Origin of the sequence: Rahnella sp. R3(2024), from assembly GCF_042920125.1 — a bacterium.
Lineage (GTDB): Bacteria > Pseudomonadota > Gammaproteobacteria > Enterobacterales > Enterobacteriaceae > Rahnella > Rahnella rivi.
Map to the genome: position 1 here is coordinate 4,212,516 of NZ_JBHGBU010000001.1, position 13,769 is coordinate 4,226,284.

13 protein-coding genes are annotated in these 13,769 nt (G+C 57.1%); 2 read left to right on the forward strand and 11 right to left on the reverse strand.

Translation table 11 applies throughout. The annotated features are described in order from the left end of the window. Nucleotides 1–9: 9 nt before the first annotated feature. Nucleotides 10–183, reverse strand: coding sequence for a hypothetical protein (locus ABSH60_RS19235; protein ID WP_156362042.1), 174 nt, complete (start codon nucleotides 181–183; stop codon nucleotides 10–12). Between ABSH60_RS19235 and ABSH60_RS19240 the strand changes: the two genes are divergently transcribed. Next, entirely contained in the window at nucleotides 182–1,093 is a 912-nt protein-coding gene (locus tag ABSH60_RS19240; RefSeq protein WP_122095433.1) for a cation diffusion facilitator family transporter, read from the forward strand. The two genes, ABSH60_RS19235 and ABSH60_RS19240, sit on opposite strands and share 2 nt — an antisense overlap. 83 nt (nucleotides 1,094–1,176) lie before the next feature. Here the strand turns inward: ABSH60_RS19240 and ABSH60_RS19245 are convergent, their stop codons facing one another. The 10 genes from ABSH60_RS19245 to narX all read right to left on the reverse strand — a co-directional run bounded on the left by ABSH60_RS19245 (nucleotide 1,177) and on the right by narX (nucleotide 11,973). After that, nucleotides 1,177–1,323, reverse strand: a complete 147-nt coding sequence (locus ABSH60_RS19245) for a DUF2474 domain-containing protein (protein ID WP_217204176.1) — start codon at nucleotides 1,321–1,323, stop codon at nucleotides 1,177–1,179. Nucleotides 1,324–1,361: 38 nt separating this feature from the next. Beyond that, the gene (gene cydB, locus ABSH60_RS19250) at nucleotides 1,362–2,369 is read right to left on the reverse strand and encodes a cytochrome d ubiquinol oxidase subunit II (protein WP_390975334.1); all 1,008 of its coding nucleotides are present in this window, start codon (nucleotides 2,367–2,369) and stop codon (nucleotides 1,362–1,364) included. A 1-nt stretch (nucleotide 2,370) separates the two neighbouring features. After that, a complete protein-coding gene (locus tag ABSH60_RS19255) occupies nucleotides 2,371–3,795 on the reverse strand; it encodes a cytochrome ubiquinol oxidase subunit I (RefSeq protein WP_390975337.1) in 1,425 nt (474 codons plus the stop codon). A gap of 827 nt (nucleotides 3,796–4,622) precedes the next feature. Further along, nucleotides 4,623–5,714, reverse strand: coding sequence for an iron-containing alcohol dehydrogenase (locus ABSH60_RS19260; RefSeq protein ID WP_390975339.1), 1,092 nt, complete (start codon nucleotides 5,712–5,714; stop codon nucleotides 4,623–4,625). Between the two features lie 64 nt (nucleotides 5,715–5,778). Continuing rightward, entirely contained in the window at nucleotides 5,779–6,633 is an 855-nt protein-coding gene (locus tag ABSH60_RS19265) for a MurR/RpiR family transcriptional regulator (RefSeq protein WP_122095429.1), read from the reverse strand. Between the two features lie 3 nt (nucleotides 6,634–6,636). Next, nucleotides 6,637–7,956, reverse strand: coding sequence for an MFS transporter (locus tag ABSH60_RS19270; protein WP_122095428.1), 1,320 nt, complete (start codon nucleotides 7,954–7,956; stop codon nucleotides 6,637–6,639). A gap of 207 nt (nucleotides 7,957–8,163) precedes the next feature. Further along, a complete protein-coding gene (locus ABSH60_RS19275; protein WP_056780385.1) occupies nucleotides 8,164–8,502 on the reverse strand; it encodes a hypothetical protein in 339 nt (112 codons plus the stop codon). 116 nt (nucleotides 8,503–8,618) lie between these two features. Further along, nucleotides 8,619–9,380 carry a siderophore-iron reductase FhuF gene (gene fhuF, locus ABSH60_RS19280; protein WP_390975342.1) on the reverse strand — a complete coding sequence of 254 codons (762 nt, stop codon included), beginning with the start codon at nucleotides 9,378–9,380 and terminating at the stop codon, nucleotides 8,619–8,621. Between the two features lie 155 nt (nucleotides 9,381–9,535). Then, the gene (gene narL, locus ABSH60_RS19285; RefSeq protein WP_056780379.1) at nucleotides 9,536–10,186 is read right to left on the reverse strand and encodes a two-component system response regulator NarL; all 651 of its coding nucleotides are present in this window, start codon (nucleotides 10,184–10,186) and stop codon (nucleotides 9,536–9,538) included. Then, nucleotides 10,183–11,973, reverse strand: coding sequence for a nitrate/nitrite two-component system sensor histidine kinase NarX (gene narX / locus ABSH60_RS19290; protein ID WP_390975826.1), 1,791 nt, complete (start codon nucleotides 11,971–11,973; stop codon nucleotides 10,183–10,185). The genes narL and narX overlap by 4 nt, the downstream gene beginning before the upstream one ends. A 375-nt stretch (nucleotides 11,974–12,348) precedes the next feature. Between narX and ABSH60_RS19295 the strand changes: the two genes are divergently transcribed. Further along, nucleotides 12,349–13,767: a NarK family nitrate/nitrite MFS transporter gene (locus ABSH60_RS19295; RefSeq protein ID WP_056780373.1), complete on the forward strand. Its 1,419-nt coding sequence runs from the start codon at nucleotides 12,349–12,351 to the stop codon at nucleotides 13,765–13,767. Nucleotides 13,768–13,769 lie beyond the last annotated feature (2 nt).

Genomic DNA, 13,769 nt, shown 5'->3' on the forward strand with positions numbered 1-13,769 from the left:
AAATATAAGTCAATAAACCTTAGTGAGGGCACGAAGATCCACACCATAGGGAAGCTCCGAAAACGGCAAAAAGATGTATAATGCTGGGCTGGTATTTGTATTTTTCAAATAAAGTTGATTATCTGCTTCAGGATATCCCTGTGATAAACGCCCAAAATGATCTGTCTTCGTGGGGTCAGCCATGAGCCGTCCTGCACCTTCTTATAAAGGCCTGACGCGCATTGCGTCGCTGGTGTCGCTTTGCGTGGCGCTGGTGCTGGTCTGTGTGAAAGTCTGGGCATGGGCGGCCACCGGTTCGATTGCGCTGTTGACCTCGGCGGCTGACGGGCTGGTGGACGTGCTGGCTTCAATGGTGACGCTGATTGGTGTGCGCTACGCGCTGCGCCCGGCGGACAAAGGCCACCGCTATGGTCACGGCAAGGCCGAGGCGGTGGCGGCGTTTGTACAGGCACTGCTGCTGGGGGCGGCAGGGCTGGTGCTCGGCGGTGAATCCATCGGACGCATTATCAATCCGCAACCCCTGGCGCAGCTCGGTCTGGGTATCTGGGTCATTATTGGCAGCTCGCTCGCCGCCACCGGCCTGGTGCTGATGCAGACCTATGTGGTGAAACGTACCGGTTCAACGGCCATTGCCGCTGACCGCGCGCATTATGTCACCGACGTGGCGGTGAATATCGCGGTGCTGGTGGCCTTGATCCTCGAACGTCATCTCGGCTGGACCCGTTCCGACTCTATCGGCGCGCTGTTGATTTCCTTCTATATGATCTGGAACGCACGCGGCATGGCGGCGGATGCCCTCAAGCAACTGCTGGATCGTGAACTGGATATGATCGACCGCAAGCGGGTGAAAGCCGCCGTGCTGAGCGTCGAAGGCGTGCGCGGTGTGCACGATATCCGCACCCGTAATGGCGGGGACCGCGTGTTCGTGGAGTTTCATCTCGAAGTGGACGGCAATCTGACCGTCGATGTCGGTCATGAAATCGGTGATGCGGCGGAAATGGCGGTGAGTCTGCTGTTTAAATCCGCTGACGTGACCGCGCACCTTGAACCTGACGGCATTGATGATGACAGGCTCGACAACCTGCTGCTCTGATCGCTAATGAAAAACCTCCGCCAGCCATGACGGAGGTTTTTTTCTTTCTCACTGGCAGACATGTGCTGTTCTGCCTGCTTTTCCTAGTGTGTGCGCATTCCCGCTGCGGCCATCAGCAGCTTAAACACTGACGCAACGGCAAACAGCGCCAGCACGCTGCCCAGCCAGATCATCGCCATCCAGCCGATGCGTTTCCAGAACGGCTGCCTGATGACGGTGTCATCGTCCATTTCTCTGATCAGTTTTTTCATCATTTACCTCTCCAGCCTCAATGGTAGCCCTGTTCCGGCGTCACTTTCCCGCGGAAAACGTAGTAGCTCCAGAAGGTGTAAACCAGAATCACAGGGATGATAAACAGCGCGCCCACCAGCATAAAGCCCTGACTTTGCGGCGGGGACGACGCCTCCCAGATCGACACAGACGGCGGAATAATATTCGGCCAGATACTGATGCCCAGACCGGTATAGCCGAGGAACACCAGCGCCAGCGTCAGCAGGAACGGCGCATGGTGCGCCCGACGTTGCACCGCCCGCAGCATCCATACCGACACCAGCACCACCAGCACCGGAACGGGCAGGAACCAGAACAGATTTGGCCGCGTGAACCAGCGGTCGGCGATATCGCCGTGGGTGAGCGGCGTCCAGATACTGATCACCGCCAGCACGGCCAGCAGGGTGAACAGCAGCGGCCTGACGCGGCTGTGCATGTTGTCCTGCAAGTGTCCTTCGGTTTTCATGATAAGCCAGGTGCAGCCGAGCAGGGCGTAAGCCACCACCAGACCCGCGCCGCAAAACAGGTTAAACGGCGTCAGCCAGTCCAGCGCGCCACCCGCATACGCCCGGTTCACCACCGGAATGCCACTTATCACCGCGCCCAGCACCACGCCCTGACAGAACGTCGCCAGCACCGAACCGCCGATAAAAGATTTATCCCACACATGGCGTTTCTCTGCGCTGGCTTTGAAGCGAAACTCAAAGGCCACGCCGCGAAAAATCAGGCCAAACAGCATTAACGTCAGCGGGATCGCCAGCGCATCGAGGATCACCGAATACGCCAGCGGAAACGCACCGAACAGCCCTGCGCCGCCAAGCACCAGCCAGGTTTCGTTGCCGTCCCAGACCGGGGCGACGGTGTTCATCATCACATCGCGTTCATGCTCTTCTTTCACCAGCGGAAACAGCAGGCCGATCCCCAGATCAAAGCCGTCCATTACCACGTACATCATCACGCCAAAGACGATGATCAAAAACCAAATCAGCGGAAGATCGATACCCATGTCAGACTCCTTTGCTTTCGTCTTCGAGTGGTTCTTTGATGGCCGACAGCGGACGCGCCGGTGTGCGATGTTGCCCCGGACCGCCGTGTTCGCTGCTTTGTCCTTCGTGCGGCTGCGGCCCTTTGCGGATGAGCTTCATCATGTAGAGATAGCCCACGCCAAACACCGACGAGTAAATCACTACAAACAGCAGCAGGCTGATGCTCATTTGCATCGCCCCGTGGCTGGAGACGGCATCTTTAGTGCGCAGCAGGCCATATACGACCCACGGCTGCCGCCCGATTTCCGTGGTAAACCACCCCGCCAGCAGGGCAATCAGCCCGGAAGGCCCCATCCATAAGGCAAAGCGCAGGAACGCTTTGTTCTCATACAGATTGCCGCGCCAGCGCAGCACCAGACTCCACAGACCGAGCACAATCATCAGCATCCCCAGACCGGCCATGATGCGGAAGGTGTAGAAAATGATGGTCGAATTCGGGCGATCCTCTTTCGGGAAAGATTTCAGTGCCGGAATTTGCTCGGACAGACTGTGCGTGAGGATCAGGCTGCCCAGATAAGGGATTTCGAGGGCGTAACGGGTTTCCTCGCGTTGCATGTCGGGGTAACCGAACAGAATAAGCGGCGTCGGTTCACTGTTTTTATTCTCCCAGTGGCCTTCAATGGCGGCGATTTTAGCGGGCTGATATTTCAGGGTATTCAGGCCGTGCGCATCACCGAGAAAGGCCTGAATGGGCGAGACGATCAGCGCCATCCACATTGCCATCGACAGCATGGTGCGCATCGCGGGCGTGTTGCGGCCTTTCAGCAGATGCCAGGCGGCAGACGCGCCCACAAAGAACGCCGAAGACAGGAACGCGGCGGTGGTCATATGCAGCAGGCGGTAAGGGAATGACGGATTGAAAATCACTTTAAACCAGTCGACCGGGATCACCTGGTTATTGACGATTTCATACCCTTGCGGCGTGTGCATCCAGCTGTTGGAGGCCAGGATCCAGAACGTGGACATCAGCGTGCCGAGCGCCACCATACAGGTCGCGAAAAAGTGCAGGCCGGGGCCGACTCTGTTCCAGCCGAACAGCATGACGCCAAGAAAACCGGCTTCGAGGAAGAAGGCGGTCAGGACTTCATAAGTGAGCAACGGGCCGGTAATGCTCCCGGCGAACGAGGAGAAAAAGCTCCAGTTTGTGCCGAACTGGTAAGCCATCACCAGCCCGGACACCACACCCATCCCGAAGTTAACGGCAAATATTTTCGACCAGAAATGGTAAAGGTCGCGGTATTCCTCTTTCTTTGTTTTCAGCCACATGCCCTCAAGCACCGCCAGAAAACTGGCAAGCCCGATGGTGATAGCCGGAAAAATAATGTGGAAGGAAACGGTGAAAGCGAACTGTATACGTGCCAGCTCCAGGGCATCCAGACCAAACATAGAACCTCTTTTTTTGCAGGTGATCCCTTTAACCAAGGATAGGTGGTAGAACCACATTGGTTAAAATTTATTCAAATTGTGGCGTTTCATGGTTTCATGAGGGAAGGGATTGAAACATGGGGAGGGGGTGTATAACAGATACAGTTTGGTAATGGATGTGTATAACAGTTTGGCATGCTGGGGCTTTGAGTTTAAGGTCAAGTTCAAGTTCAAGTTCAAGTTCAAGTTCAAGTTCAAGGTCGTGGGCGTCGGCCCACACCGACTTGGGGGGCGGCCTATCGCCGCCGCCCCCCAAGACCCCCCGGGCTCTTGAACTGCGCGCTGCCGCTCGCGGGCTATATTCCAGCGGCTACGGCTATTGCCGCAAAATCCCGCCGCTTCGCGGTGCCCTCCGCTCGGGTTACAACCCGCGCAAAAACATGCGCGGTTTTCCACCACTCTCTCCGGCGTGATTTTTGAGCGCGGCCAATGGCATTTTAAAGTCAAAGGAAATCAGTTTGGTTTTGTTTTACTTTTCTCATACAAATCGCAGGGGAGGGGAAAAACCTCCGTTTTACATAGCCTCTGGCCGCGCTCAAAACGACGTCGAATGAACGGTGAGAAACCGCGAGGGTGTTTTTCCGAGCGGGTCCGAACCTGAAATGAGAGGACCGCGCAGCGGCGGCGTTTGCGGCAATAGGAGGAGTTTCTGAAACATAGCCAGCGAGCGGCAGCGCGCAGTGAAAGAGCCTGGGATTCTTAAGGGGGGCGGCGATAAGCCCCCCTTAAGGCCCGTTTGGGCGGCGAGCCCAAGGTTTTGACCTTGAAGTGTTAACAGAACCCCCTGATTAACTCCCCCCTGACAAGGATATCAACTCTATTCTCTCTATCGCCCCGCGAACCCCCCCAAACGTGATCTCCCCCGGCATGTTCCCCATATCCGGTGTACTCAGGCTTCTGTCAATAATCACGGCCAGATCTTCCTCTGTGATCCCCTCGGCGAGCTGAGAAAGTTGTGTCGGCACCGCACTGGCACGCGCGAGGGCGATGGCGGTCAGTAATTCTTCGTCGCTGCGGCCTTCGAGCGCCAGCAGGCACAGATTACCGTAACCGACCAGCAGGCCGTGGGCGACGTGGCGGGTTTTGGCGCAGGCGGTGAACCCTTCGTATAAGGCATGTGCTGCGCCGGTATGGGCGCCGTTACTCATCACTGAGGTCAGCCCGGCGTAGAGGAAAATTGCGTCGAGGACCTGCTCGAGGGCGTTGTTGGCTTTACCTTCCTGCACCGCGAAACAGGCATCGGCGGCGAAATGTTCGATAAGGGTATAACAGAGTTCACTGTTGGTTCGCGCAACGCCCGCCAGGCCGGTGAGCTGATTAAGATCGCTGATGGCGCGGTACTCATACCACTTTGCCAGCGTGTCGCCGATGCCTGCCGAAAGCCAGTGCAGCGGCGAGGTGGCGAGAAGATCGGCGTCAATCACCACCGCCGCCGGGCCGCAGGAGAGGGGGAACATATCGCGGAACTGACCGTCTTCGTGGTAGCGAAAGGTCAGTGAGGTGATGGCAGAACAGGTGCCTGCAATGCTCGGCAGTGTCACCACGGGAATGTTGCAGGCGACGCCCGCGGCTTTGGCGGTGTCGATGGCTTTGCCGCCGCCGGTGGCGATAATCACCTCGACGCCCTGGGTGCGGAAGATGTCGGCCAGGCGGTTGATTTCCTGCTGGCAACATTCGCCGCTGAACACTTCGCTGCCAAGATAGCTCACCATCTGCTGTTCGAGCTGATCGGCGACTTTTGCCTCGACGCTGGCAATGGCGCGTTTGCCGCCCACCAGCATGGCGCGCTGGCCTAAACGTCCGCACATCGCGCCAAGATGTTTAATCGCCCCGCGCCCGCGCAGCACGCTGGCAGGAAATACCAAACGATGGGTGAACATAGTTGCCCTCATAAAACGTCGTGTTTTAAGAAGTATAGAAGGCGCGTTCCGGATCGCAGTAAATTCAGCGGCGGCGCTGGCGGACGGCGTCGTGGGTTTTACGCAGCGCATCACGCGCACCCGGCAGACGCTGGGCGATACCGATATAAAGACAGTCGATGATCAGCAACTGGCTGGTGCGGCTGGCCATCGCGGCGGCGCGAAAACCCAGTTCGCGACCGCTGGTCAGCAGCACGACGTCAGCTTTGCGGGCGAGGGGGGAACGCCCGCCAGCGGTGATAGATAAGGTCATTGCGCCGCTGCTTTTGGCCTGCATCAGCGCGTCCAGCACGCCGGTGGTTTCACCGGAGTGGGAAATCGCCAGCGCCACATCGGCGGCGGTTAACTGGCAGGCGCTGACCAGACTTTCATCGGTGCTGCCGTAGGTCTGAGCGATGACGCCAATACGGCGCAGTTTCTGGCAAAAATCCTGTGCCACCAGCGCGGAGGCACCGGCACCGTAAACGTCGATACGCCGCGCCTGCGACAGCACGCTGACGGCCTGTTCGAGGGTGTCGCCGCTGAGCAGTTGCGCGGTAGCGCTCGCGCCTTCCACTTCAAACGCCAGCAGTTTATGCAGGATCTGTTTCGGCGTGTCGCCCTCGCCGATGTCGGCCACCAGCGGTTCTCCCGCCGGGGCATTGCGCGGCAGTTCAGCGGCTAACGCCAGCCGCAGCGCCGGATAGCCTTCGAAGCCTAAACGACGACTGGCGCGCACCACGGTTGCGGTGCTGGTGGCGGCGCGCTTTGCCAGTTCGGCCACGCCGAGCTGCGCCACGCCGGGCGGATCGCTGATGATCAGGGTAATCACCCGCTGTTCCGCCTGCGAAAAACTGCCCTGCAACGCCTCCAGCCGCGACTGCAAATTCATTCCTTTCATCGGCTATTTTTCCAGTTCGCGCAGGTGGTCATCTTTGCGCAAGGTCATTAGCGCAAACAGACTGACGATACAGGTGGCTACCACGTAGTACGCCGGAATATCCAGATTGCCGGTTTCTTTAATAAGACCGGTGATGATAAGCCCCGCACAGCCCGAAAATACCGCATTCGACAGTGAGTACGACAGACCAAGGCCGGTGTAGCGCACGCGGGTCGGGAACATTTCCGCCAGCATGGCCGGACCGGGGCCGGCGATCATGCCGATGGTGGCACCGGCGATCAGCACCGCAATGCCTTTCGCCAGCAGGCTGCTCTCAGGGTTTTGCAGCAAATGCAGCAGCGGGAAGCTGAGAATAATCACCGCCAGCACGGCGGCCATCATGACTTTTTTACGGCCAATTTTATCGCTCAGCCAGCCGGAAGGAAGAATGGCAATGGCGAAACCGACGTTCGCCAGCACGGTGGCCACCAGCGCCTGTAAGAACGTGGCGTGCAGCGAGGTTTGCAGATAAGAAGGCATCACCACCAGAAACGTATAACCGCCCGCTGACCAGCCCATCATACGGCCAATACCCAGGGCGATGGCTTTCGCGGTGGCAATGGCGGAAGCTTTTTCCGCCGCCGTCTGCCGGGTTTTGACATCCGGTTTTTTACTGGCGACAAAGCTCGGTGTTTCATCGAGTTTCAGACGCAGCCACAGCGCCACCAGCCCCATCGGCAAGGCCAGCAGGAACGGAATACGCCAGCCCCAGTCTTTCATCTGCGCTTCCGGCAGTGTCTGCACCAGAATCGCCACCAGCCCGACGCCGGTCAGTAAACCCAGTGACACGGTAAACGACTGCCATGCGCCGTAAATCCCGCGCTTGCCCTTCGGTGCGAACTCGGTCATCAGCGAAACCGCGCCGCCAAATTCTCCCCCGGCAAACAGCCCCTGGAACATGCGCATCAGCGTCAGTAACAGCGGTGCCGCCACGCCGATCTGCGCATAAGTGGGCAGCAGACCAATGATGGCGGTGGCGACGGTCATCAGCAGCACGACGGCGATAAGCGTAGGCTTACGGCCAATGCGGTCGCCGATGCGGCCAAAAATGATCGCGCCTATCGGGCGGCAGAAAAATGCCAGGGCGAAAGAGGCGTAGGTGAGCAATAAGCCGGTGAGCCCGCTCTGGCCTTCGAGGGTGAAGAAGTTACCGGCGATCAGCGTCGCCAGATAACCGTAAACACCGAATTCGTACCATTCGATAAAGTTGCCGACCGAACCGGCGACGAGTGCACGACGGGACTGGCTGGCGCTGGTTACAGCAGGGGAAGTCTGGCTGGTCATCAAAAACCTCAGATCGTTATCAGAATGGAATGTAAATAATTTTCTAAATTCAGGTGATCATTATGTCAATATTTTTCAGGAACTGAGCAAAATAAAAGCGAAATCTGTGGAGTTGAACAGAATTTAAAGAGGAATGACGAGGCAAAACAAAACAGGCGATGCCCGTGAGCATCGCCTGTTAGCGGAAAAAGGAGAGGGTGAAAAGGTTCAGAGCGTGTGGATGTCGATCCCGTCGCCGATGTTACTTTTCTGGTAATACGCGCGCGGTACTTCAACCTGATACTGTTTGTCGGCGTAAGCGACTTCCAGAATGAAGCGCTCGTTTTCATACGATTCCACCGGGATAAACCCGAAGAATCCTTCCGCCACGCTGATGGTGCGCGAGGACGGCACGGCATAACGGTGAACAATCCTTGCTCTGAGCGGCTGCTGAGTGCCAGTTAACATATTCCATACGCGGTTAACGGGTTGCGACAGCGTGGCAAGCACGTCTGAGGCCAGCGAGTTGAGGGCGGAGGGCCAGCTCTCAGGTTTTTTCATAGTCATGATAAATACCTCGTTGGTCTATATAACCTAATTCTTATAATTATCTGTGGCTAAGATCCAATGATTTTTTAGACTTAACTATGTCAATTTTTGTAAGTGGCTGGCGGGTCACGAAATTACTCCGCCAGCGTTTTGCGTCTTTTGCCAGATTTACGTTCTGCTAGCAATAACGGGCAGGAAGGGCACATCGCATGGTCAGCCAGATCGTAACGCAGACAGCACTGTTTGCGGTATTGCGGGCTGTCCGGGTCAGCCGGATTTTCGGCACGCATCGGCTGAAACAGCGGGTTTTTACCGCCATAGCGCAGTTCGCGAGATTCCATGAGCGCCATGCCGTCGGCGATATCTGCGTTCACCAGCTCGGCCTGTTTTACGCCCCAGCCAACGCGGATGGCGGCATTACTCCAGTAGATACCCGGCTTGAGGCCGGAGAATTCTGCCAGCGCTTCACACACCGGGCGTAAATGCTGCTCGATCATCACATCGAAACGCGCCATCGGTTCAGAAGAGGTCAACGCTTCGCCTTCGCCATCGAGATAAATCTGCGAGGGTAGCCCCTCTTCCTGCATACACAGGTAGACGTTTTCGGCGGCGATCGGCAACTGCCAGCCATGACGCAGCGAGACGATCACCCAGCTTGGCAGCAGGGTGGCGAAATACCACTGTGACCACATCGAAATCCGCGCGCGGCGTGTGTCGCACTGCGCGGCGTCAGCAGAATTGGCATCCAGATAGCGTTTAAGCATGCTGGCGCAGCCTTCGGGGGTGGTGAGATGCGTCACAGGCACCGCGTTGGTGACCAGCGGCGTCAGCGGTTTAAAGGTGTCCGCCACCCAACTGACGGGCGTATCACGGAAACTGTCGAGAAATCTTTGCATTGTCGGGGGCGAATAGGATTCGGCGCTATAAATCATGCGGACAGAGTAGCGAAAATTAAAGCGGAATAGTAATGATTTCGATTTAGATTGCGATGCGGCAGACAAATCCGATCAGCAGCGGGGCGACATCGCCGTGCCCCGCATAAAAGACCGTCTTACAAGACGTTACTCTGCAACACCCACACGGCGGCTTCGACGCGTGATTTCAGTTTCATCTTTTTCAGCAGATGTTTGACGTGAACTTTCACCGTGCTTTCGGTGATGTTAAGACGGCGGGCGATCATCTTATTCGGCAGACCTTCGGCGATCAGTTTGATGATGTCGCGTTCGCGCGGTGTCAGGGACTGAATATCGCGGTCACCGCTCGGGCGGCTTTCCCGCAGGCTGGCTGCTAACACCGGCGTCAGCGCTTCGCTGAGCACCATTTTTCCTGCAGCGGCGTTGTGCAGCGCGGCCAGTAAATCTTCCGGCTCCATGTCTTTAAGCAGATAGCCATCGGCGCCGCGTTTAAGCGCGGTCACCACGTCATCTTCATGATTGGAGACGCTGAAAACCACCACGCGGCCTGACAGCGAGGTCTGGCGCATTTTATCCAGTGTGTCCAGACCGTTCATGCCGGGCATATTCAGATCCAGCAAAATCAGGTCCGGATCCAGCTGTTTTGCCAGTTCCACGCCTTGCTCGCCGTTACTGGCTTCGCCGATCACTTTCAGGCTGGCGTCCAGCGCGATCAGCTGTTTCACGCCGTTGCGCAGCATAGGATGATCGTCAATCAGCAAAATAGTGGAGGGGGTGATGTCGTTCATACTTGCTCCTGGGGATTAATTGGCAGGGCTTCCGGGCGGAAACGCACGAGCACTTCAGTGCCGCCGTCCGGACGTCGGTCGAACCGACAGGTGCCATGTAAGGTGCTGGCGCGATCCTGCATGATGATCAGGCCATAATGATTTTGCCGTTCGGCGTTCGGTGAAATGCCCTGGCCGTTGTCGCTAATGCGCAGGGTAATTTCCCCGTCATCGCAGTGCAGGGACACCGACACCTGCGTGGCGCGGGCGTGTTTATAAGCATTGTTCAGCGCTTCACGGGCGATGTGCAGCAGATGAATTCCCTGATTCGCCGCAACGGAACGCGGGGGGATCTGATAATCGAAACCGATGGTCAGCCCCATGCGGCGGGAGAATTCATCCACCGTGTGTTGCAGCGCCGCGCGCAGGCCGGGGGTATTGAGGGTCAGGCGGAACGTGGTCAGCAGCTCGCGCAGCTGGCGGTAAGCGGTGCTCAGTTCATCGCGCATCTGCTGTAACAGGTTTTTATCCTCTTCGGAGAACGTGCTGGCGTGCATCTGCAAACAGGCGACCTGGATTTTCAGGCAGGAGAGTGACTGCGCCAGCGAATCGTGCAGCTCGCGGGCAATGGCCGAACGCTCTTCCATCAGCATCAGTTGCTGCTGATGTTCCGCCTGACGGGCCAGCATCAGGGTGCTGGTCAGCTGCTCCATCAGCATTTTGATCAGCTGTTGCTGATCGTCATCCAGATGCTCCCCCGGCGGCAACTGCGCCAGCAGAACGCCGTAATTGTCGCGCTCATCGCGCAGACTCCAGCTCAGTGAATCCCCGTCCTCATCCGTCTGTTCACCGACTTTCGGGCTGACCGGCTGGCGCGGCGAGGCATTATTGAACTCATTGAACACCTCGGCGCTGTTGTTTTCGTACTGACGCAGCTGCACTCCCCGCAGCGGCGTAAGAGACTGCAATTCTTTCAGCACCGGCTGCATCCGCGCATCCAGCGGCTCGCTGGTGTGCAGCTGACGGCTCACGCGGTACAGATAATCCAGCACCTGATTTTTCTGTTGCAGATCGGCGGTTTTTTCCGTCACACGCTGCGCCAGATTATCGACCATTTCCCCCAGGGCCAGAGACATGCTGTTGAGCGAATCGCCGAGGATATCCATCTCATTGTGCGCGTCGCCGTTCGCCACGCGTTTGCGCTGATAGCGGTGGCTGAAATCCCCGGCGGTGATGGCGCTGGCCTGCGACAGCAAATTGCGCCACGGCGTCAGCAGATGGCGGCGCAGGAACCAGATGGTCACGGCGAGCAGCAGCAGGGTGACGGCGACCAGTGCGCGCTGAATCAGTGAAATCTGCTGTAAATGGTATTCGGTTTTATGTTCGAGCGCGGCGACCAGCACGTCGAGCTGGCCGACAAACACCGCCATATTGGCGGAGACGTCCTGCGGATGTTTCGCCGCCATCACCTGATGGCGCAGCGTGGTTTGCCAGTAATTACGCAGTGCCAGAAATTGCGGTTGCAGGTTTTCGCGTTCCACCGCCTGCAACAAATCGGCGCTGTTCTGGTCAATCTCCATCTGGCGAATATACGCGGCGTTTTTGCCACTGAGCGGCACTTCCGACAGCAGCCGGTAACTCTGCATACGCAGCGAACCGGCTTTATTGATGGCGTGGGCATTGCCTTCGATACTTCCCGCCATCCACGCCGCCATGCCCATGCCGCCTATGCCCAGCAGGCCGAGAAGCAGCATCAGCAGGGTGATCTGGCTGACAAGCGAGAGAGAAGGCAGGGCGCGTTTGAGCATCAACAGGGTTTCCGGTGGCTGTAAAAGCGTTAAGTAATTCTTTATATACCGATTATGGCTAGGTTAACCGCATGGCAAGAGGGGGCATTTTTTATGATCCGCACGACTTTCCCTATACCCCTTTGTGATTACTCCTTTATTTCCATCGGAGGTATGGATGCGGTAGCAAGAAGCACATTGCGTTATCAACCTGATGAATATTAGCAGTTAATTGGACAGGAAGCTGATACTCACAAAGAGGCCATGGTTATTTTATCGTCATTTTCCACCTGCCTTTGCGTTGATTTGTATCAACATCCCTAAGCGGTGCTCTACCTAGTGTGTGCGACATAACTCCACCATTACAACAATAACGCGCTTCAACTCGAGGTTCATATGTCACACACATCAGCTACACCGACGGAAAAACCGTCCCGCCTGTTGCAGGACTGGCGCCCGGAGGATCCGGCATTTTGGGAAAAGACCGGTCATAAAGTCGCCAGCCGAAATTTATGGATCTCCGTCCCTTGTCTGTTACTGGGCTTCTGCGTCTGGATGCTGTTCAGCCTGGTTTCCGTGAATCTGAACAAAGTCGGCTTTAACTTCACCACCGATCAGCTGTTCATGCTGACCGCCATTCCTTCCGTTTCCGGCGCGCTGCTGCGGGTGCCTTACTCCTTTATGATCCCGCTGTTTGGCGGCCGCCGCTGGACGGCACTGAGCACCATCTTCCTGGTTCTGCCTTGTGCGTGGCTGGGCTTTGCGGTGCAGGACACCACCACCTCCTACAATACCTTCCTGGTGATCGCACTGCTGTGCGGTTTCGGTGGCGCAAACTTCGCGTCAAGCATGTCTAACATCAGCTTCTTCTTCCCGAAAGCGAAGCAGGGCGGTGCGCTGGGCATCAACGGTGGTCTGGGCAATCTGGGCGTCAGCGTGATGCAGCTGGTGGCTCCGCTGGTCATTTCCCTCGGCGTGTTTGCTGCGTTCAGCGATAAACAAACCCTGGCTAACGGTGCGGACATCTGGCTGCAAAATGCGGCCTGGATCTGGGTGCCGTTCCTGGTGATTGGCACCGTCGCTGCCTGGTTTGGTATGAACGATCTGGCGTCCTCAAAAGCCTCTATCCGCCAGCAGTTACCGGTGTTGAAACGCGGCCATCTGTGGATCATGAGCGTGCTGTATCTGGCGACGTTCGGTTCGTTTATAGGCTTCTCCGCAGGTTTCGCGATGCTGACCAAAACCCAGTTCCCTGACGTCAACATTCTGCAATACGCCTTCTTCGGCCCGTTCTTTGGCGCACTGGCGCGTTCTGCCGGCGGAATGCTTTCCGACCGTCTGGGCGGTATCCGCGTGACGCTGGTGAACTACATTCTGATGGCGATTTTCGCCGGTCTGCTGTTCCTGACCCTGCCGGTGAATGGCGTGGGCGGCAACTTCCCGGCGTTCTTTGCGGTGTTCATGGTGCTGTTCCTGACGGCCGGTCTGGGCAGTGGTTCAACTTACCAGATGATTGCCGTGATCTTCCGTAAACTGACCACCGACCGGGCGAAAGCGCGCGGTGCCAGCGAAGACGAAGCCCTGCGTGAAGCGGTCACCGACACCGCAGCGGCACTCGGTTTCATCTCTTCAATCGGCGCGATCGGCGGTTTCTTTATCCCGAAAGCCTTCGGTATTTCTCTGGCACTGACCAATTCACCGGCTGGCGCGATGAAAGTCTTCCTGGTGTTTTACGTGGTCTGTGCGCTGATCACCTGGCTGGTGTACTGGCGTAAACTGAACAAAGGTTTTGCGACCAAACAGGTCAGAAAATAACG

Excerpts from the sequence above, each read along its gene's own strand:
- ABSH60_RS19240 (WP_122095433.1), top strand. The coding sequence starts at position 182 with ATGAGCCGTCCTGCACCTTCTTATAAAGGCCTGACGCGCATTGCGTCG.
- ABSH60_RS19235 (WP_156362042.1), bottom strand. The coding sequence starts at position 183 with ATGGCTGACCCCACGAAGACAGATCATTTTGGGCGTTTATCACAGGGA.
- ABSH60_RS19245 (WP_217204176.1), bottom strand. The coding sequence starts at position 1,323 with ATGGACGATGACACCGTCATCAGGCAGCCGTTCTGGAAACGCATCGGC.
- cydB (WP_390975334.1), bottom strand. The coding sequence starts at position 2,369 with ATGGGTATCGATCTTCCGCTGATTTGGTTTTTGATCATCGTCTTTGGC.
- ABSH60_RS19255 (WP_390975337.1), bottom strand. The coding sequence starts at position 3,795 with ATGTTTGGTCTGGATGCCCTGGAGCTGGCACGTATACAGTTCGCTTTC.
- ABSH60_RS19260 (WP_390975339.1), bottom strand. The coding sequence starts at position 5,714 with ATGTTCACCCATCGTTTGGTATTTCCTGCCAGCGTGCTGCGCGGGCGC.
- ABSH60_RS19265 (WP_122095429.1), bottom strand. The coding sequence starts at position 6,633 with ATGAAAGGAATGAATTTGCAGTCGCGGCTGGAGGCGTTGCAGGGCAGT.
- ABSH60_RS19270 (WP_122095428.1), bottom strand. The coding sequence starts at position 7,956 with ATGACCAGCCAGACTTCCCCTGCTGTAACCAGCGCCAGCCAGTCCCGT.
- ABSH60_RS19275 (WP_056780385.1), bottom strand. The coding sequence starts at position 8,502 with ATGACTATGAAAAAACCTGAGAGCTGGCCCTCCGCCCTCAACTCGCTG.
- fhuF (WP_390975342.1), bottom strand. The coding sequence starts at position 9,380 with ATGCAAAGATTTCTCGACAGTTTCCGTGATACGCCCGTCAGTTGGGTG.
- narL (WP_056780379.1), bottom strand. The coding sequence starts at position 10,186 with ATGAACGACATCACCCCCTCCACTATTTTGCTGATTGACGATCATCCT.
- narX (WP_390975826.1), bottom strand. The coding sequence starts at position 11,973 with ATGCTCAAACGCGCCCTGCCTTCTCTCTCGCTTGTCAGCCAGATCACC.
- ABSH60_RS19295 (WP_056780373.1), top strand. The coding sequence starts at position 12,349 with ATGTCACACACATCAGCTACACCGACGGAAAAACCGTCCCGCCTGTTG.